General features: G+C 37.6%; 21 protein-coding genes. 15 read left to right on the top strand and 6 right to left on the bottom strand.

Going from position 1 to position 20619, the window contains the following annotated elements:
* Window positions 1–18: 18 nt before the first annotated feature.
* The 4 genes from LPB86_RS15755 to LPB86_RS15770 all read right to left on the bottom strand — a co-directional run bounded on the left by LPB86_RS15755 (window position 19) and on the right by LPB86_RS15770 (window position 3231).
* Window positions 19–498, bottom strand: coding sequence for a MauE/DoxX family redox-associated membrane protein (locus tag LPB86_RS15755; RefSeq protein WP_230645684.1), 480 nt, complete (start codon window positions 496–498; stop codon window positions 19–21).
* 137 nt (window positions 499–635) lie between these two features.
* Window positions 636–1271, bottom strand: coding sequence for a hypothetical protein (locus tag LPB86_RS15760; protein ID WP_230645686.1), 636 nt, complete (start codon window positions 1269–1271; stop codon window positions 636–638).
* A gap of 29 nt (window positions 1272–1300) precedes the next feature.
* Entirely contained in the window at window positions 1301–1924 is a 624-nt protein-coding gene (locus tag LPB86_RS15765) for a hypothetical protein (protein WP_230645688.1), read from the bottom strand.
* A gap of 278 nt (window positions 1925–2202) precedes the next feature.
* Window positions 2203–3231 carry a helix-turn-helix transcriptional regulator gene (locus tag LPB86_RS15770; protein WP_230645690.1) on the bottom strand — a complete coding sequence of 343 codons (1029 nt, stop codon included), beginning with the start codon at window positions 3229–3231 and terminating at the stop codon, window positions 2203–2205.
* Between the two features lie 975 nt (window positions 3232–4206).
* On the opposite strand from LPB86_RS15770, the gene LPB86_RS15775 reads away from it, so the two are divergent.
* The 14 genes from LPB86_RS15775 to LPB86_RS15835 all read left to right on the top strand — a co-directional run bounded on the left by LPB86_RS15775 (window position 4207) and on the right by LPB86_RS15835 (window position 15885).
* Window positions 4207–5199 carry an AraC family transcriptional regulator gene (locus LPB86_RS15775; RefSeq protein ID WP_230645692.1) on the top strand — a complete coding sequence of 331 codons (993 nt, stop codon included), beginning with the start codon at window positions 4207–4209 and terminating at the stop codon, window positions 5197–5199.
* A gap of 436 nt (window positions 5200–5635) precedes the next feature.
* Complete coding sequence (locus LPB86_RS15780) at window positions 5636–6652, top strand: helix-turn-helix domain-containing protein (RefSeq protein WP_230645694.1); 1017 nt, start codon at window positions 5636–5638, stop codon at window positions 6650–6652.
* A 66-nt stretch (window positions 6653–6718) separates the two neighbouring features.
* Window positions 6719–6958: a helix-turn-helix domain-containing protein gene (locus LPB86_RS15785; protein ID WP_230645696.1), complete on the top strand. Its 240-nt coding sequence runs from the start codon at window positions 6719–6721 to the stop codon at window positions 6956–6958.
* A 179-nt stretch (window positions 6959–7137) separates the two neighbouring features.
* On the top strand, window positions 7138–7266 hold the full coding sequence (locus LPB86_RS20870; protein WP_255695563.1) for a hypothetical protein: 129 nt from the start codon (window positions 7138–7140) through the stop codon (window positions 7264–7266).
* A 38-nt stretch (window positions 7267–7304) separates the two neighbouring features.
* Complete coding sequence (locus LPB86_RS15790) at window positions 7305–7466, top strand: hypothetical protein (protein ID WP_230645698.1); 162 nt, start codon at window positions 7305–7307, stop codon at window positions 7464–7466.
* Window positions 7467–7650: 184 nt separating this feature from the next.
* Window positions 7651–8298 (top strand): DUF6266 family protein, encoded by a 648-nt coding sequence (locus LPB86_RS15795; RefSeq protein WP_230645700.1) that lies wholly within the window; start codon window positions 7651–7653, stop codon window positions 8296–8298.
* Window positions 8299–8368: 70 nt separating this feature from the next.
* Window positions 8369–8770, top strand: coding sequence for a hypothetical protein (locus tag LPB86_RS15800; protein WP_230645702.1), 402 nt, complete (start codon window positions 8369–8371; stop codon window positions 8768–8770).
* Window positions 8689–9183, top strand: coding sequence for a CHAP domain-containing protein (locus LPB86_RS15805; RefSeq protein ID WP_230645704.1), 495 nt, complete (start codon window positions 8689–8691; stop codon window positions 9181–9183). Before LPB86_RS15800 ends, LPB86_RS15805 begins: the two co-directional genes overlap by 82 nt.
* The gene (locus tag LPB86_RS15810) at window positions 9171–9692 is read left to right on the top strand and encodes a hypothetical protein (RefSeq protein ID WP_230645706.1); all 522 of its coding nucleotides are present in this window, start codon (window positions 9171–9173) and stop codon (window positions 9690–9692) included. Before LPB86_RS15805 ends, LPB86_RS15810 begins: the two co-directional genes overlap by 13 nt.
* Window positions 9693–9694: 2 nt before the next feature.
* Window positions 9695–10147: a hypothetical protein gene (locus LPB86_RS15815; RefSeq protein ID WP_230645708.1), complete on the top strand. Its 453-nt coding sequence runs from the start codon at window positions 9695–9697 to the stop codon at window positions 10145–10147.
* Between the two features lie 167 nt (window positions 10148–10314).
* Window positions 10315–10749 (top strand): hypothetical protein, encoded by a 435-nt coding sequence (locus LPB86_RS15820; RefSeq protein ID WP_230645710.1) that lies wholly within the window; start codon window positions 10315–10317, stop codon window positions 10747–10749.
* The gene (locus LPB86_RS15825) at window positions 10749–11381 is read left to right on the top strand and encodes a DUF6266 family protein (protein ID WP_230645712.1); all 633 of its coding nucleotides are present in this window, start codon (window positions 10749–10751) and stop codon (window positions 11379–11381) included. The genes LPB86_RS15820 and LPB86_RS15825 overlap by 1 nt, the downstream gene beginning before the upstream one ends.
* A gap of 176 nt (window positions 11382–11557) precedes the next feature.
* Window positions 11558–14887 (top strand): hypothetical protein, encoded by a 3330-nt coding sequence (locus LPB86_RS15830; RefSeq protein WP_230645714.1) that lies wholly within the window; start codon window positions 11558–11560, stop codon window positions 14885–14887.
* Between the two features lie 338 nt (window positions 14888–15225).
* Window positions 15226–15885: a hypothetical protein gene (locus LPB86_RS15835; RefSeq protein WP_230645716.1), complete on the top strand. Its 660-nt coding sequence runs from the start codon at window positions 15226–15228 to the stop codon at window positions 15883–15885.
* 11 nt (window positions 15886–15896) lie between these two features.
* Here the strand turns inward: LPB86_RS15835 and LPB86_RS15840 are convergent, their stop codons facing one another.
* On the bottom strand, window positions 15897–18260 hold the full coding sequence (locus LPB86_RS15840; RefSeq protein ID WP_230645718.1) for a UvrD-helicase domain-containing protein: 2364 nt from the start codon (window positions 18258–18260) through the stop codon (window positions 15897–15899).
* A gap of 245 nt (window positions 18261–18505) precedes the next feature.
* Window positions 18506–19351, bottom strand: coding sequence for an HD domain-containing protein (locus LPB86_RS15845; protein WP_230645720.1), 846 nt, complete (start codon window positions 19349–19351; stop codon window positions 18506–18508).
* 107 nt (window positions 19352–19458) lie between these two features.
* Here LPB86_RS15845 and dinB point away from each other — a divergent pair, with 107 nt between their 5' ends.
* Entirely contained in the window at window positions 19459–20616 is a 1158-nt protein-coding gene (gene dinB, locus LPB86_RS15850) for a DNA polymerase IV (protein ID WP_230645722.1), read from the top strand.
* The last annotated feature ends 3 nt before the right edge of the window (window positions 20617–20619 follow it).

Here is a 20619-nt window from a genome sequence, read left to right on the forward strand (position 1 = left end):
CATATTTCTTTAAACAGGTTACGGCTTTCCCTGTTTCACGCGCGTAAAGTCTTTATTATATTTAAGTTTTATTCCTGTAATGGCTGCGGCGATAAATAGAAGATTAAACCATATGTGCTGTTTCCATGATAAGGAACTTATCACTCCACCGCAATGGCAAGGAAGTCGACTTCCCACTAAAATGCCATAAATAAGAAAGCAGGTGAAAATTACCATTATAGCCAGTGAGGCATATAGACCTATCCTTTTTGTCGAAGGGATTAAAAGCAAGAAAGAAATTATGGTTTCGCTAATAGGGACTGACCATGATATGAATGAACTATAAGACCCAGTTAAAGGAGATCGCCTTAATATTTTTTCAAACCCATCTTGAGTTTGAAATTTACTGGCAGCAGTATATATAAATAAAGCAAGAAAAATATAAATTATTATATCGACTATCAGATCTTTAGTTTTTTCAGACAATCTAAATAATGGTTTTTGTAATATAGTTTCCATCTGTTTTATATTTTGGTATTCAAATATTTCTCGTGTTTTGTTGAATCAAATATCAGAAGGAAATGAATGGTAGTGTTAGGAAATATTTCCCATTTTATTTGGGAAATAATTCTCAAACTGTTAGATGTTGTAGATACCTATTGATATTCTGGTGCCGTCCCTTTTAGTTTGTTTAAGAGGTTAAAATACATTCTTCTGGTGAGGTTAACGTGCATAGCCTGGATGTCTTGGGTTGCACAAAAAGTGAACAGATTGTTCTCTTCCCTAAACTGCCTTACACGTTCAAAAGATGAAAGGTTCATTAAAAAGCTTTTACGTCTGAAGTATGCATTATTTCTGGCTGACAACTTTTCTACGGCTGTATTAATGTCTATGTATTTTCGCATTAGATGATCTAAGTCATCGTAGCTAATGGATATAACTTCATCCTCTTCAAGGATTTCCAATGTATCCCGGCGATCTTTACCATCCAATAGACTGGCATCTTCAAAAATAAAATCTCGCTTGTTCCAAATCCTGGTGCCTATTTTACTGCTTTTCTTTCTATCGTAAAAATAGTGATGACTCATCGCGTTGATAGGAAACCATAAGAATCCTTCATTTCTGGAACCCGGACTTTCAAGGGTGTCATATTTACGCACGTGATGTAATCTACATCTGGTAATAATATCCTGGAGTTTGATGCCTTCAATTTCACTTAAGCATCCTAACGCCGGAATCAAATGCTTAATAATTAATTCCGTTTTGTAGGTGATATCATAAATAATATTCATGTGGGAGGGCTATTAGTTACTTTAATCGATCAATTAACATCGTTAAGTTTGTTAGCATAATCCAGGTATGCTTTACTTTTGATGTTCAAATGCATTGCTTGGATTTCCAAACTTGCACAAATGGTAAACAGATAGTTCTCCCGCCTAAATTGATCTATCCTTTCAAGCTCGGGGCGGTATAGTAGGTAAAGTTTGTTTTGGGCATACAGGGTGCAGTTGACTGAGATATTTATGATTGCCCTCTCCATATCTTTATATTTTTGCATTAGATAGTCTAGGTTGGTGTAGCTAATAGATAAAACTTCGCTATTTTCAAGAATTTGAAGGGTGTATTTTCTTTTATTATCCTCGAATAGACTGTCCGGATCTAAAATAACATCTTTTCTATTCCATATCCTTATACCGGTATGTATGTTGTGTTCTTGATTATAATAGTAAAAGTGGCTCATGGCATGTATTGGGAACCATAATACACCTTCACTTCTGTTTCCTGGAACTTCAAGAATTTCGTAAGCGCTTGCTTCAATTAATTTGCAGTTGCAAAGCAAGTCCTGCATTTCTTCACCTTTAACGTCAATGGTGTAGCCTAGAACTGGAAGCAGATGCTTTAGGATCAATTCCTGTTTACGTGTTTCATTGTAAATAATGTTCATAGCGGTTATATTTAGTTTGAATATCGATTTAAGTTGGTTATCAATATTTTATGAAAGCTAATTTCCGAACATAGAAGACGAAAAACAATACAATTTCTGGCAAATATTAAGTCAGCTTTTTCTATTTTGGAATAAAAAGTGCCACTAAACTAATAGGTGTAATACCCGAATTATATTATTGATGTACGTGCACAACGGCGTTACTGTTTGTTTTAAAAGTGCGGATTTAGAAAGTTAGATTAATTCTGCTAAAACAAATGTTGTTTAGCTAAAAGGCTTTATGGGTTTTGTTTTCTTACCCTGGAGATCTTTTTTTTGCCACTTATGCCAAGTTCTTGAGTTTCAGAAGGCCTCACTTTAAAGTATTTATAGTAGGCCCTGCTAAAATAATGTGGATCACTATAACCCACCTCTCTTGCAATAACACTGATCTTTTTATCTGTGAGCATCAGTTCTTTAAGGGCCTTGTGCATTCTGTAGTAGATAACGTACTTATGTATAGGCATGTTTAGCGCTTTCAATGCCAGTGTGGCCAGTAGTTTATAGGAAACTTGCAATTTATCAGTAAAAAAGGATGGATCATCAACTAATTCAGTAGCGAAATTCTCATGCATTAGATTTTTTAAGATGGCTATTTTTTCTTTGTGAATGAAGCTGGTAACATACTTGTTTTTTTTTAGCGTATCGTGATAATTACCAATTAGCGTTACGATAAATAAATTGAACGCGATCTCTAACTTACCTTCAGTACTGGTCTTTATAGCACTCAGTTGATTCAACGCGCGTTTGGTATTGCGTGTTAAGGGGCACTGTGGCAAAGCGCTCAGTAAATCGTCAGACCCATTAAACTTTTGAAACAAAGGTTCAAGTTTTGGAAATTCAATGGTTTTTCCGGATATCCATTCAGGGCGCAATCTTAAAGTCATTATTCTGTGTTTACCTGCTGGAAATTCTACAGTATAGTTTCCCGATTTTTGTTGAACCATGCAACAACATGTTTCCATCACTTCCAAAACTTCTCTGTTGCCCCGGTCCGTACATTTGAACTGCGCATCTACACAAATTATCATCATTAGCGCAGATTTGGCTAAGGAATAGTTTAATATTAGAGGCTTGTCCAGGGTATATTCCCAAACATCCACGAAGCAGAGAAATGAGCTGTGTTTTTGGTGAATTAATGTCCCTTCATTGACAGAAATCAAGGTGCTTTCGACAAAAGGCAATGATAATTCAGTAACTATCCTGCTGTTTGAATCCAGATTTTGGACGTTTTTGGCTTTGAAGTGTAGTTTTATATTTGGCTTCATATTGAGAGGTTTAATCAACCCAAAGCTTAATGGTAACTTAAAAGATTAATGTTTAGATAAACCAAATATAATTACACGAATTGAGAGTGTCAAATTATTTGGTAAAATAATTTTACTAATGATATAAAATTTGTTAGTTTAACTGGATAATATCAGCTTATAACTATTTAAAGCTTATTTTTGCATCAAAATAATTTTGCCCACAATCCATAGATCTACCCTGCAAATTTGTATTTTAAATGATTATCCGACTTATTTTTTGTTAAAAAGTGGATAGCGCCTGGCGAAGTAAAATAATTTATCGTGCTATGTTTTCAGAGATTGTAAGATGTAAATTCAATTCTTGCATTGCCCGGAAGATAAAAATCCAGCAAGGATTTGATAATTTTTTGAAGCTAAAGATGCTGATTTATGTTTCTTATTAATTCAATTTTTTATTTTCACTTCTTTTATGATTGAGCTTTTATATTGTAATATGGAGAATGCATTATAAAAGAATGAATAAGTATGCCATCTTAAATAGAAAACAGCAAGGATTGAAATAATACATTTTAAGATTATAAATAGGTCATTAGATAATAATGTTTGCAAAATTAGAATTATGATTAATATTTATGTAATTTCCTAGTTACTGAAATCTATTTGACTAGATGCTTTTAAAGTTGATGAAATGAAGGGGCTGTACGCTGAACATTGTGTCTGGCTGAAGGGTGTTTTTTTGTATTTCTGTAAGATGTAATTATTATACCTATAAAGTTGACGATTTTGAAATTTTGTTTGGACACAAATACCTGTAGTGTAGGTGTATATAACTTACTTTGTTCTATTTCATGGATCATTGGTTGTTTATTGTGTTCTTATACGTTACCTTTATTAACTCAAGGTAGTAAGATGTAGGTTGGGTTGTGGATAATGGTAGTATATACATCAATCAATAGCATAGAAATGAACTTTAAAAAATCTTTATCTTAATTAATGAGTAACCGCCATCAAACTGATCAAAAAAACGTTCCGTATACCCTTGTTTTTGAAACTGATTTTCTTAAAGATGCTACATACACTGATGTGCTACCAAATAAACAGATGCGAAAACTTGCTTATGCTAAGGTAAGACATACATGTGTGCCCGGTGTAATGCAGTTAACGCGGCAATTTCACACTGCTAATGGCCTGTTTTATTTGGAGATGATACATCTGGAATGTAGTACAGCGTTTACGCTGTCCCTAAACTTACACCAACCAGCCTTAATATTTCCAGTTGTACTTAAAGGAGATATATCCATTTCAGATTTCGATCATATAATTTTAAAGGAAGGGCAAGCGTTAGCTGAAATTTTGCCTGCTAAATCTTACAGTACTACAATACAACCAGGTAGTTTTAAAGTATTTCTTTTATTGCCCTCAATAGCTACACTGGGTGCCTATGTTCCCTATCTAAATAAGTATTGTGAGCAGTTGCTTGATGGGGGTGATATTGAGGTATTTGACATCATAAAAATTGGTAGGCGTAAACGCAGATTAATCAGCAACATAGTTGATTGTAAAGAAGCGGTTGGCCACGAGCGCGACGCTAAGATATGGGCAATGTCGATTAGCCTGATTAAACTGTATACTGACAACATTAGAAACGTGCAGCAGTTTTTTAGAAAAAACGACATCGAGCTGATCAATAAGGTGAAAGATTACATTGATAGTCATTCTTATCAAAACATCTTGCTTACTGTAGAGGGGCTTTCTATGCTCTTTGATATGAATAAAAGGGCTATTACGCCCTTATTTAAAAATGAATTTAATGTAAGCCCCTATGGTTATATCATCTCCATAAGAATGGAACTGGCCCGGGAGCATTTGAAGAATGGGTTGAAAATTAAGGAGGTAGCTAATAAACTGGGTTATGCTGCACCGGAAACTTTTTCGAGGGCATTTAAGTTGCATTATGGTTACCTTCCCAGCGAAATTGTGATTTAGCAGTATTGACATAACTGTCGGTAAAAATAAATTTCAAAAATGTCTGGTACTCATTTATAGAATATATTGATTTTAGGATTGCAATTAAGGCTATCTGGCAGTGCCTTAGTTGTGTGACTTATTATTAATAATTGATGAATGAATGATTTAGCTGATGCAAATTTATGGGTCCACGTTTTGGTCAATTTGACTTTGCCAGCTGTTGAGTTATTGCTGCAATTATTCCTGGTAAGAAGAGTGGTAGTAGTTGATTTTGTTCATGACCGGAAACATGCTCTTTTTACGGTTAGGCCATCGGGATATAAAAAAGGACTACGCTCGTGACGCAGCCCTTCAACTTTATGATCCCGAAGGGCCAACATTAGTTCGACTCAAAGGTAGGTATACTGCCTGCCATTTTCTAAAATTCGTTATTTAATAAACCTAGACTAATAATATGAAACCGCATATTAATTTAATGTTCTCAGATAGTGTATCGTCACAACTCCATGAAGGAGAAAAGATCTCTTATTGTCGCCATCCTACCAAATTTAGTAATGTAAATCTTACTGACATAGAAGACGCTGTAATTGTAACCCAGACGCATAGCGATGAATTGACTAATATCCAGCTTTTTGAAATAACGGCTTATCAGGATATAGAAGCCAGTATTGAAATGAGAAACGCTGGCGCATGTATGTTGATTATGCTGGAAGGCAATTTGAAACTGACTACAGCTACAAACGATTTTACCTTTAAGGTTAAAGGTACTTGCTGCTGCCTTAGTCAGAGTAAGCAAGGTAATTATGCTTTAACAGTTGCGGCAGGCCTAAATGCTTTTATTGTGGTATCTTTAAATGCCTCATGGCTGATAGCGCAATCTGAAATTTGGCCGCAGCTAAGTGGCATTGTAAATAATTTATTGAGACCACGCATGCCTGTACTTATTCTGCCCCAATGCCCGGTAAATAAAGGGATTAAACAATGTGTGAAGCGCTTGCAAAGACACTACGTTAAGGGTGCCAGAAAAAAAACTATTATAGTTACGACCTTTTTGTGGGAGATTTTAACTGCATATAATAGGTTACTGGAAGAACACAGGTACATTAAATGTAGCCATAACCAGGATAAAGCGGAAGCGTTAAAGAAGATTATTCATGAAGAATACCCTCAGCCATCAATTACGGACGAATTTGCCATGGCTGATAGGCTAAATGTATCTCGAAAGAATTTGAAACTGTTAGCGCAATTTGCATTGCATGTGCCCCTGGACGAGTATGTTGCGACTTACAGATTGAATAGGGCTATGAGATTAATTATTGAATCTGATGATGCTCTCGAATCAATTGCCAAGAAGGTTGGGTATGCTAAACTGAGATCTTTTAGTTTCGATTTTGAATTAAGGTACGGTGTTTTGCCCGGCGCTATACTGCGCTATCCGGCTAGCTTGTTTATTGAAGAACCGGTTGTTTAGCAGTTTTGCTTACGAAACCACTCTAATTCGATAAACCGCCTTGATCTAAATGTGTTAATTTAATTTATGAATTTTAATATCCCGAATATTATTCGCTGGCTTTTTGGCCAGGGCTTAAAATATAAACCACTAAACCCGCCAGTCCAGGTTATTGTTGTAAAGAAATGGATAACGGCAGCAGAGGCCGCAGATCTGCTAAAGATTTCCAGACGGAGCTTGTACAATAACAGACAACAGTTTGTGCACAAACGCGTGGGCAGGGCTGTAGTATATTGTGAAGAAAGCATACGAGAATTTAAACTGTAAATTAATTTTAAGCCCTCCGTAAAGTACGGGGGGTTTTTTTTATCGTACTATTACGTGCATTAGGTGCAAAAACGAGATGCATTTGGAACATATACGTGTAGTTTGCTGCATTTGGTGCAGCAAATTTGGTTACTGTTTTTTTGTGATTTTAATTTGTTGGCAGCTCAAAAACAACCTATATGACCCCACAACCAAACATTACCCAAGGATTTCTGGCAATTACCAGGCATGCCAGCTTTTTAAAGGTAAATTTTTGGTTGAGTGCATTAGTTGTTAAGCGGATCTGGAAAGGAGGTATAGCGATATAGGAAATTTAACGATTAAAGCCTGGCAAATAGCAAAGATTATGAAGGTAAGCATGACAACAGCCCATAGAAAAGTAAGATTGGTGAAGAAGAGGTTTGACAAAAAGCATGGAGACTACATTACACCAGCAGAATTTTGCGAGGTGTTAAGGCTGGATATGGAACTTGTTCTTCAACTGCTAAACAAGTTTGGGCAAGAATAACAGGCGGCCATTCCTAGTCAATTGTTTTCAAAAATTGTCAGATGTAATCAAAAGTTGTCACATTATGTTGATTATTAGGTTGTTATAAATATGGTCTATACTTTTGTTTCAACATTAAGCCAAAGATACAATGGCATACGGCTTAATGAAATCATATAGTATTAACAATTTAATTTTTAAAAACATGGGAACTTACATGAAAGGGATCCTGGGCTCATTCTCAGGAAAAATTGGTACAGTAATAGGCGCCAGCTGGCGTGGAATAGACTACATGAGGAGTCTTTCTAAAAAACGAACAAGTCCGTTTAATCAGAATGAACTGGGTGTACAATCCAGGTTTACATTGATGATCACTTTTTTAAGGCCTATTGCAGACTTGATAAGGAAAGGTTACCAGCATGTAGTTGGGCAGACCCCAATGAACAGGGCGGTGTCGGTTAATTTAAAGGAAGCGGTAACTGGTGTTGCGCCAGACTATTCGGTTAACTATGCTGCACTTAAGTTTGGTAGTGGACCGCTATTGCCGGCTGGTCCGGAATTGGCGGTAACAGCCGTAGCGGGTAAAAAAGTAAGGTTTGTTTGGGTAGACAGTTCATCTGGTGAGGATACCTCTAAAGCAACCGACAAGTTTATCCTGTTGCTGTACAGCGTGGAGAAAAAGGCCTTTGTACGCCTTTATGATGGCGGAATTAGGTCTGAACAGGAATGTGAAATGATTGTGCCCTCAAGCTTTGTGGGAAATACGGTGCATGCTTACATCATGTTTGAAACTACAGATGGTAAAAAAGTAAGCGACAGCCAATACGGTGGCCTGGTTACCATATTAGCCTAAAAAACAGCCGGCTGGTATGCCATTCCAGCCGGCTTTTACCAAAGATTATTAATTTAAAAACATAAAGAAAATGAAGATTTTAAGTTTGAAAAGTCCGCCCCGCATAGCCTGGGGTTTAAAAAAAATGGTTGTAGTAGCTGGGCGCTGGATTACCTTTTGGATGATGCCTTTTATGGTTTTTTTGACCTGGCTGGTAACTAGAAACAGTATGCTTGTCAATAACCCGCAAGCATTGGTAGGAGAAGGAGATACCTGGTTGTACATGCTGCAAAGCATGCTTGCCTTTTTTACCGTAGTGCCGCTGTGCTGGTGGTTTTTACAAAGGTTTTGGAAAGAGTTAGGGCTAATGCCTTTAACGGGTTTAATTATTCACTTTAATGATATGGAATTATGGCAAAAGCTTGGATTTTATTTTGCCTCATTTGCTGTGCTTTTGCTTTCAGCAGTTGGGTGCCTCATCGCAATCTGCTAGAGGTTGCAATCGCCGAAATTGGCGTGAGGGAAGCTACAGGCCATAATGACGGGCTTAGGGTTGGCGAATACCAGCGGGCAGCGGCCTGCAGCAAAGGAGACCCCTGGTGCGCTTGTTTTGTAAGCTGGGTATTTAAACAAGCGGGTTATGTGCAACCCCGTACAGGTTGGTCGCCGGCACTATTCCCTCCCTCCAGATTGGTTATTAAGCCCAAAAGAGGGTGTGTATTTGGGATTTACGTTGCCTCAAAAAAAAGAATAGCCCATTGCGGCATCATTGAACGGGTACATGGAAGTAGATTGTACACCATAGAGGGCAATACGGATATAAAGGGCAGTAGCGAAGGCGATGGTGTATATCGAAAAGTCAGGCATTTAAACCGTATCAAATATTTTGCAGAATGGAGAGGTTGAGCAAAAAAAATGTAGTTCTGCTATTTCTGGTACTTGTTTATTTTATTCTGGCTTTACAATCCTGCCGCTTATTTAAGCAGGTTAAAACAGAAAAGTTTGAAAATGAAGCGCAGTCTAAGTTAGATGTTAAGGAGATGCTTAGTTTGAATCATGAGTTGCTTACAGATCAGCATTTCTTTGAATGGAAAATGGACACCTCCAGTACCAGTGCTTCCGTACAGATATGGCCAAAAGGGGTTTTTAAGTTTACTGTGGCGCATGGTTTTGAGGGCGAAGCGGAACGGGTGATCATTAACTCCAGGGAAGAAAAATCTGCCCGGGGAATTAAAACTAAAGACAGTTTGAGCAAGAAAAGAGATCAACTTGATTTGAATAAATCCAGGAAAGAATTGCTGAAAAAGAAAGATACTAAAACAGTGAAAACGGAAACGCCTGCGTTTTGGCTGATTATAGGGCTGGTTTTACTGGCTATTGCGGGTGTAATTATTTATAAAATCTTAAAACCTTAAACATGATGAAAAAAACAAAACTTTTAAAATCGAGCTTAAAATTACGTTTGTTGTTAAATCCGAAAGGCAAAACTTATATGAGTTTTAAAGGAACTGAATTTTTAAGAATTAACGGGATTAAAAATCCGGAAAAGGTGCGGGACTATCTTTATGGGATATTGTATGTGCTAAACGGAGACGAAGGGGCGGTAATGGATTACTATTTCCAGTCCTGGGGAGGCAATTACTGGTTTCTTAAATTGGAATGTCTTGCCAGGAAAACTTTTACGGTTAAGTTATCTCAGGTAACCGCGCCAGAAATTGAAGGCGACCCAAACATATTTACCCAGGTGTTTGATTGGAAAGGTGGCTATCTTGAATTTAGAAAAGCTGCAGAGGATTTGTTAGCTGCATACGACAGTGATCCGCGACGGGTAGCTGTACCAACAGCAGTGAAGCAACGCCTAAGCAAATAGCCGTAATCGTCATCTCGAACATGCGCTTCGTCATCTCGAACTGAGGCACGATTGAGACATCCATTTTATTACACGAAGGATAGATCTCTCCTTGCATCGTCATCTCGAACCGCAGGGAGAGATCTAATTTTAAAATTGTCTTTTATTTAAACATTAACCTTATCAAAATGAACCTTAAAAAACTATTTAAATTAAAACAAGCCCCGGTATTTGCTTTAGCTTGTTACGAAAACAAACGCAGTGGCTTCTGCTTTCAATTCATTAAAGAACGGGAAAAATTGACCGTGAAAAGCATACTCATGCCAGAGCAACTGATGCTTGATCTTTGGGTAAAAACCAATGCGTTGCGCAGCAGGAAAGATGAGTTATGGCTGGTGGACTTTAAAACCAGAACCGGGCAAGCCTGGCAAATTGAATTGCAGAAAAATGGCTGTGGATTTGGCATCAGGGTTTTTTCAACCTGCTTGAATGATGACAATAAAATGTTTTGCGTGTTTAGCTGGGAAGGTTGCCTGGCAGATTTCCTATTTGCATTGCTTGATCTTGCTGATGCCATTTCGAGCCGTAAAGAAAAGTTTAGCGAATATAAGGCAACTGCATAATGGGGAATCTGATTAAAGGAATAAACGGTCCCTATAATGGAACTGTAGGAGACACGGTAGGCTCTTCTCTATTTGGAGTGCCCTACATTAAAAGCAAGTATAAAAAAAGAACCCGGCCACCAGGGCTGGGAGAATCATCGAATAGAAACAGGTTTGCGGTTGCCCACAACTGGTTAAAGCCGATAACATCAGTGGTCCGTGATGGGTTTAAAGGCTATAGACCGAGATCGCATGGTTTTAATGCGGCTAAATCAAACCTACTGGAATTCGGCTTTGAAGCCGAGGGGCAGAATGTTGTGATAAACCCGGCAAAAGTTAATGTGAGCTGGGGGAGCTTACCCTTACCGGCATCCCTTGAAGTAGAATTAGCCGAACCAAGATTACTAAAATTTTCATGGCATACTATGATGTCAGAGTCTGCGCGGCATGATGATCAGGTAATGCTGCTAGCCTATGACCTGGAACATCATGTTGCATATTATAAAATTAACGGGCAACTTAGGATAGGGGGTTCTGATACCTTAATTATTCCGGGTGCAAGGGGATACAATTATCATATTTATTGCGCTTTTAAATCTGCAGATAGACGAAGCCAGTCTATGAGTAAATATCTGGGAGTTATCGGTGTGTAGTACACCGATAACTTTAACTAAACTGTGCTTTGCCCTAGCTGAGTTATTTGGAAATAAATAAATTACATAGTCTTTAACCAGCTATAACAAATTCAAATAATAATATGCAATTATTCAAGTTATTAGTTCTGTATTTGATATCGATTATTTGCTAACTTCGAGTTTGTAAAAGATCAATGGAAGAAAATCAGAAACCAGTCATTTTGTTTAAAGTCGTAAAAGATCTGAATGTAGGTATATCTAAAGCAGTTGAACATCTCAAAGCCAAAGGCTACATTATAGAAAATAAGCCCACGGCAAAACTCTCTCCGTTAATGCATGAAGAGCTGATTAAGGCTTTTGGGATGATGGCGAAAGACAAACCTTGGTGTAGTTCTCGACAAAAACACTTCACTGAAAAGATCGAAAAGATTCCTAGGCAACCTATTTACATAGGAAAAGTGACTAAGTTTTTAGATGAAAATGGATATGGGTTTGTTCGGGAAGTGATGAATTCAACAAATGAATTTAGTAGCATCGGAGAGGTTTTCTTTCATGTGAAAAATGCTGTTTCTGAGGTGTTTGAAGGATCGGTTTACGCATATAATATTATACGGTCTAGAAGGCATACAGGAAAAATTGAGGCTATAGAATTAATCGCCCTTGAAGATATAGATCAAATTGAGGCGCTTTTCGAACTCAACCTTCGTTATCCAAGGCATTTATCCTTGGAGAAGGTTCAGAAAGTAGCAGAGAGGCTGGGTTCTGATATTTTACTAACTAATTTAAGGGTCATCTGCCAAAAGTATGTTATTTCTTGTGATGAGATGAGTCGTTACCAAAATATGAAATGCTTTTATGAATTACTTGATTTATGCGTAAGCGAAAACCTCAGTCTAAAGCATGAACTATCTAATCTAATTATGCAGAGTGGATTGAAAGATTTGGATGTGGCTCTAATTTTTGGAAACAAGTATCTTGATATAGACGAGATAGAAGATTATTATACTAGGTTACGAGCAATTTACTTAAATTTTGATGCTAATGAGCAGTTATCTCACCTATCTTATTTAACTCTGTCATCTAGAACTTATGTCTACAATATTTCTCAAATATCTACTGAGTCTCAGCTACAACTATTAATTTCTATCCTTGATGTTTCAGGAGAGGACAAACAAGCAAACTATCTTAGCATAAAATCTAATTTATTTGTCGATAGAAGATGTACGCTCTTGTTGTGGATTTACGGATTTGAGCCAGTGAGGCCTGAATTAAAGGATCTGATCTTATCTTTGGATAAAAGTTTAATTATTAGAATGTTGGCAAAATTTAACTTCGTAGATTTTGTGGATGAGTTTCCATATAATGAAATACGAAGCACAGCGGAATATGAATTTTTTTCTGTATTCATGGAACAGGCTCCTGATAAAAAAGGGTTGATCTCCGCATATATTACCCGCGGTCTAATTTTTTCTGGAACTTGCTACTTGAAGGCAGTTAGTTATGGATATTTTAAAGGTATATCATTGAACATCGATTTGCTTATGGATTCAGTCGGCATGGGTGATATTACTGGTTATAAAGAACTCATAAAGAATATTGGGTGGAGAGATAGTTTGAAGATCTTTGTATATTCAGTTCAGAAAGAACAATACAAATCAATTGAATTTATCATTAAGAATACGTTGGACTTTTCTAAGAGCGATACTCTGGAACTTGGTGAGCTAATTGAGCTTGAAAGGAGCACCCATATGCTGCTATGGATAGATGGACTTATTGATTTGGTAGATTTGTCTAGCGTAGCTTACTATTTTCTTACCCTCAAAGACGACGAGAAAAGTGAACATATATATGCATTAGTAAAAGATAAAAAGCCATTTATATCCAAAGCTTTTGATATTTTTAAACAGCAAAATAAGGCCAATACTGTGCAGGCCGCAATAAGATTATTGGCGAAGCTAAAGACCTTTGATTTTAGGAATTATAATCGTTATGTTGCAAAAATTATAGTTGCCAGCAATGATAATACTAAGCTAGGACTGTGGTTAGAAGACATTCACAATGAATTTGACTTTGATCGCTATAAGCCACTATTTATAACTTTAGGCCGGCAAGAACAGATCAATTTTCTAAAGAAGAGTATATGGCTTTTAAGACAAGGCACGATTAAACTGACTTTAATTGAATTGCTTAGTCTGAGAAATCTTACTGTCAATCCTGAGATTGCAAACTATTTAAAATCCCCAGGACAGATAAATATCTCTGTGTTTATCGTGCTCCAATTACTACAGGATCTCCATATTGGAGCACTTACTAAACAAGAAAAGATTTACCAACTCATAGCTGAGAACATCACGGACATCAGAGAAATGCTTTTCATTGGTGGTTTTTTTGATAAATGCCAGGGTAGGTTAGAAATGGATTTTAAGTTCGAAGTAAAAGCAGATGAACTGTACCCTATAATGGAAAAAAGGAGTGGAATCCCTGCTCATTTAGAATATTGTGAGGGGAGAAAAGCAAAATTAAAGAACACAGATACTTTTTCGATCTGTGAGAATACTGGAAAAGAATTCTGGTGGTGCCGTAATCGTAAATGTTATGCCAATTGCATAAATTCGCATGATGAGTGGCAGGAATTAACAATATTAGATTTCTGTCGTGCATTTGCCATCCCACTACAACAGGATGATTATGAGATTCTACTAGGTTATATCAATAAGATTAATCGTTATTTGAAGCATATGAACTGTAGAACTTGTAATTGTATTTTGAGACCTGCAAGTAGAAACGAACCTTCTCATAATAGCAATTATGGTTTTTATAGGGTTAGTAACTTTGCTTGTATGAATTCAGAATGTCAGAAATACAATCAAATTATTTATCTTTCTCATTGCGCAAACGGTTCTTGTACCGGAATTATTGACCAGCGCGATTCTGTTAAATGTATCCCGGTGGAAGCACCGCATGCTAATTGTGGTTGGTATGTTTGCAATGATTGTTTGGCATGTTGTAATACGCAAAATATTAATAAGAGAAAGTATATTTTAAATAAAAACGCACAAGTGTATCATGGTCATCACCAAGGACATCTCGATCTGGGTATAATCTGTTGCCCCAAGTGCGGGCATGAGTTAAATCGTAATGGAGAGAATGTAGAGAAGTATAAAGAGGTGTTATCATGGCTGATTGCTAACTGTAATTCTTCCAAATCTGTTGTTAAATATGGTAAAAGGCAATTAGATAATAGGTACTGGTTTCTTTTGATGGCTGAAGGTAACAGTATCGCAGATAAATGTCTGTTTAAGGAGAAATTAATACGTTTAGCATCGTATGGATTCAAGATTCCAGATCTTTTACTAGATAAGTCTTCCTACATGGTTTCCGAGCCTTTCATGAATAACGAAAAATCATTAGTTTTTGAATGTGGAAGCTGTGATTATTCGTTAGACCTTGGCGATGACTATGAAAAGCGTGCTATTATGAGAAATTATCATAAAAAGCTACAAATTACTAGGCAGTACGTTTAGTAGTAACGACACTCTTTATTTAACCGAGATAGATTTAGAATCCCAATTGCCGCATAACAAAAAAAACATCGTAACAGCTAGAAGTAAGTGGGTATTTACTAATGGAAAACTTAGACAAGTTGCCGGGGAGAGAATCAAGTAAAACTTTGTCGGATATTAACTTTATAACCCTGGGCTGAAATACTGCTGCTAAACAGCAGAAAGAAGATGAGTGTAAACGTATATTTAAGATTCATTTGATAAAGATAAAAGAAGTATTTTTAAAATCAATCAGTAACTTGGCACAATGAAGCAAGTAATTGTGCTATAATTAACCGAATCATTTTTTAAGAACAGACATGAAAATATTGATCTTGAGTGTTTTATTTTGCATTTTTTTAAATAGTAACGCTCAATCCAACACTAGTTTAGACAATGCAATTAGGGAATATGCTGTGGTAATGAGTAAAAATTTCACCCATGGTTCTGAGTTGTTTAAGGCAATTGTAACTAAATCATTAGTGGAACAAGGTTTTAATGAAGAACAATATATCTTGGATGGAATTAAAAAGATTGATAAAGACAAAATAACCAGAGAAGCTACATACTATATGTGGTATAAAATATTTAAGTCAGATATCAGGCTAAGTACACAATTATCTTCCATGGGAATGTCACCTTACAATGCAAAAATAATAAGCAAGCATATTTCCGAATTCAGTACTATGCCGTTATCTCAGGGATTGAGTTCAAATAGCTCTTCAGAGTATAATATAAGTAGATTTTCTAATTTGGAACTTCCCGTTAACAACGGGGAAAAAGTAGGAAGAATAGCTGTTCGTTTTTCAGTTGATAAAACTGGTAAAGTCACAAGTGCTACACCGGGAACAAAAGGTACCACTCTTGGTGATAAAGAATTATATCAAAAATGTAAAGATGCGCTAATGAATGCACGTTTTATACAACAGGATTCTATAATAAATTCTGGTATAATTATATTTAAGTTTACTGTTAAATAGCAGATTTATTGTTACCCACCCAATTCATAATCTGCTCTTAGCTCTTCAATAAACTTACTCGGTGAGTTCATACTGTACAGCAAAAATACCTTATGCTTTGCTCTCGTTAGCGCAACATAGAAAAGCCTGCGTTCCTCAGCATTTTCGTAGCCATCACCACTTTCCAGCACATAACTCAGCACAGGATCATCTGCAATTTGGGAGGGAAATCCAAAAGCTCCCGAATCCAATCCCAGCAAGATTGAATAATCGCAGGTTAGTCCCTTGCTGCCATGCGCAGTGTAAAAACTGATTTTCAATTGCGGGTAAGATTTCTTCAGTAGCGGCAGACTTGGCAGTATTAAATGTTTATAACGCCCAATTAAAAATACACTGGCATTTGGTGTCTGTATAGAGATGTCACGCAGTATGGCATCAATTTGTTGATATCTGTCATGCTCTGCCTCTAATTTTTTAAGTTTTTTGAGTGGTACAAATTGAAATGCCGGAACCGATGAATTAAAAGGAGAAGTTAGTTTTTTAGGCAGCTGTGCTGGGTTTTTCTGAATGAAGGAGCTACTTACTTTCAAAATCTCTTTGTTGAACCGGTACGTCTGTAAAACAGGATTGTAAGCTGTAAATCCGAAATGCGCACTGAAACTGTTGATGATTGAAATATCACTTCCTGCAAACCGAAATATGGATTGCCAATCGTCTCCAACCGCGTATAGCTTGGCTCCTGGATTAGCCGTTTTCAATGCATTTAGCATAGCATACTTACTTTGTGACATGTCTTGAAACTCATCAACTAATATGTATTTATATTGCTTTTTAAAAGTTCCATTTAGGATATAAGCTGTTGCGTGGTTGATCATGTCATTAAAGTCTATGCTTGCAGTTGCTTTTAACTTTTCCTGATAACAATTGTAAAGTGGGGTAACCATATCCATGAAGACGGCGAAACGCTGATCTTTGGCCACAGATTTTAATTCAGCCGGCGACCTGCCAGCAGATTTCAGTAAGGTAAGAAATGTATGAATCAGACCAATAAAACTGGGAATGTCATTTACTTTATTCAATTCTTCATAGATTTCTGCAGGGTCTCTTTTAACCAGGACAACACCAAAATCTACAAGCTGCTGCTTAAGTAATCGCAACAAAGTATGATCCTTTTTCTGATAGGAATAAGTCCTGACAAGCTTGGTCTCATATTTTTTATGAATCTGTTCCTTCCATTGAATGCCACTGTGATAGCTGGACTTTGCATCTGTAAAAGGTGGCCGATACGAAAACCATTGGGGCACATCGCCATTTTGGTCTATCCCATAATGCTCAATGTAAATGCCGTATTTTGGAAGATAAAAATCGGGTGCGTAATGGCTGTAATCTGGATTACGATCTTCAGCAGCTAATGGAAAAAACGATTCATATTCATACTCTACCTGATGCAGGTATAGAAAATTAGCAACCAGCGTTTCTTCATAACTTTTTAGCTCCCGCCCAGATAAACTTACGTATTTAGTGGACTCCTGGTGTTTTCTGAATTCTTCCGCGGTTTTAAATTCAAAATCATCAGGCGCCTGGCGATTAAAGAAGGCGAAAAAATTAATTGCCTTGCTTTGAAAATCGTCGTCGTTATGAAACAGTGTTGTAAAGCTTTCAAGCAAAAATTCCTTTACAAGGTGATCCTTGCCGTCAAAAGCAATTCTTAAGGGATTACGGTTACAGTGGCGAACCACCTTATTTCCAAAACCATTAAAGGTATTTACGGTGATTTGATCTACTCCAGAATCTTTGCCACAAAATTTGAGTACACGATCATATAGTTCATTAACCGCAGAATTTGTAAAAGAGATGACAAGTAATTCCTCTGGTCTCGCAAGTTTTTTATTCAGGATGTACGCAATCTTTGCGCTTATTGTAGTTGTTTTTCCAGTACCTGCACCAGCGATAACCAAATTATTATCTTCGTCACAGACGATGGCCTTCATTTGTTCATCAGACAACGGATATTGCTCCAGGCTTGAAAAAAAACTGCGGTAACGGTTAATTTCCAGTTTGCTAAAATGTTCATTATAGTTTGCTCTGGTATTTTCTGCATCTCTATGCAGGCTCATGAAATGATCAACGATCTCAAAGTCCTCGCCGGATAAACCATAACGCTTATAATTGGGTGGGATTTGAGTTAGCAGGGGAGTATGTGTGCTTTTGAGTTGCTGGTAATCGTAGTTTGCGAAATAGGCCTTCTCATCAAAGAATTCTTCAAAGTCGAGTTCAGCCTGACGGATATGGGGTAATATGGATAATAGATGCTCTTTATTAAGCGCTCGTTGACGATAGCGGTAGTATAAATAACAAGTGCAAAGACTAAGAAGACCTAAGATGTAAATTATCATTAAATACACATCTTGGAAAAGACTTCTAAGTTCGATTTTTTGTAAGCAGGATTTTTCCTTTTTTGCAGTAAGAGCGGAATAAACTCGTTTTCGTCCATCTATATGTTGTTAATGTTTAATAACAAGTTAATGCTTAGCATTAGCGTTTATTTTAACGACAAATTTAATGAAATTAGGACGGTATTCAGAATTGATTGGTTTTCTGGTAGTGGAAGGTTAAGATTATTGGAGTAGTTAACTCATATTTAAGCCATCAACGTTCTTTTTTTGATCTTCAAACTTGGGCCTTTTTTTAAGAAATCCACATACCCTTTGTGATTTTTGATCGCTTTTATCCCTTCATAACCTACACTAGTGCTGCGGATTTTATTCAATAAAAACGTATCGTCCTTTAACAAGTCTGTTTCATGCAGCGCGCCACTTTTTAATAAAGCTACAATCAGCATTGCCAGTTGCTGATTGGCATAAACGTACAGTGGGGCATTATAGAATTCTTCATTCAGCCTTTTATACAGCTGGTTGATCCATTCTGCCTGCGCCAGATCGGTGACTACAATTCTATCTTCCTGTAGCTTAATAAAAGGCAAAAAGTTTTTTGCCTGCAGTTTACTGATCAATCCCGAGTGTACGGCATCCCGTAATGTATAATCCAAGCGGTCTGCGCAAAGCAGCGGCATGGGCTGCTCTAAAATCGGAAAATGGCCCTGAAGGATTTGATCAATGTGGTAGCCATGCCAATGCAGAATTGCCGGTACTTCAGACTGGCGAAGGAGGCTTTCAAACAATTGCTCGTGGTAAGTTTCCTCTGTATTGTTCATCACATAATCGCCCACATGCGAAAAAGCAGTATGGGATACATCATGTAATAAACCTGCAATTTGTTCCAGTTCTGTACCGCCAAGCATTTTGATGAGCAAGGTTACGCCAATAGAATGCTCCAGGCGGTGGTGACAAATCTCAGGATCAACCAAAAATATAGCGCCACTGTGGTGGATATTGCTCAGCCTTTTTAAGGTGCTGCAATTCAACAGATCTTCAAATACGGCAGGAAGTTCATGGCTTCCATAAATGGGGTCATTTACCTTTATCATACAGCAAACATACAAAATAAACAATTAGATGCTAATGTTGTTAGTATTTAAATTAAAATATACCAAAAATAATAGCATAGCTTTGTAGGCAATAAAAACGACAAGCGATGGGGGAGGAAAAGCAAATTATCCATATGGACCAGGATGCCTTTTTCGTATCCGTAGAGGTGCGGAAAAATAAGGATTTGATTGGTAAGCCCGTAATTATTGGGGGCACATCAGATCGTGGGGTGGTGGCTTCATGCAGTTACGAAGCCCGCAAGTTCGGTGTACATTCGGCCATGTCATCCAGGATGGCCAGGCAATTGTGCCCCCATGCCATATTTATCCGAGGCAACATGGACGAATACTCTGAAGCCTCGCAGCAAATCACCAGCATCATTAAAGAGCGGGTGCCGCTTTTTGAAAAGGCCAGCATAGACGAGCACTACATTGACATGACGGGCATGGACAGGTTTCATTCTACGCTCAAATACGCCAAGGAACTACGTAACACCATCATGAAGGAGCTGCATTTGCCCATTTCTTTTGGCCTTTCGGTAAATAAAACGGTCTCTAAAATGGCCACCAATGAATGCAAACCCGATGGGGAACTGAACATTGAGCAACCAAAAGTGCGCGATTTTCTAAATCCTTTGTCCATCAAAAAAATCCCCGGCCTGGGTGAAAAAACCTTCATCAAGCTGAGCGATATGGGCATTAAAAAGATCTATACCTTATCGCAAATCCACCCCGAGCAAATGAACTTTTTGCTGGGTAAATCCGGACTTTCCTTGCTGCAAAAAGCACAGGGCATAGACCATAGCCCGGTGGTTCCTTATTCGGAACAAAAATCCATAGGTACCCAATGCACTTTCAATGCAGATTCTATCGACATCGAAATGATCAACAACCTGCTGGTGGCCCAGGTGATGGACATTGCTTTTCAGCTAAGGGAGAAAAAGAAACTGGCCGCCTGTGTAACTGTAACCATCCGTTACGCCAATTTTGAAACGGAAAGCAAGCAGATGGCCATTCCTTATACCTCGCTGGATAGCGTGCTGATTGCCACGGCAAAAGAGCTGTTCAAGAAAATGTACAACCGCCGGATGTTGCTGCGGCTGGTGGGTGTAAAGCTCTCTAACATGGTAACGGGCCATGAGCAGATAGACCTGTACAGCGAATCGCAAGAGCAATATAGCCTGGTACAGGCCATGGATAAAATCCGTAACCGTTTTGGTGCAGATGCGGTAACACGTGCTGCGGTGTTAAACCTAAAGCTTTAAAGC

It is taken from the genome of Pedobacter sp. MC2016-14, assembly GCF_020991475.1.
Classification (GTDB): domain Bacteria; phylum Bacteroidota; class Bacteroidia; order Sphingobacteriales; family Sphingobacteriaceae; genus Pedobacter.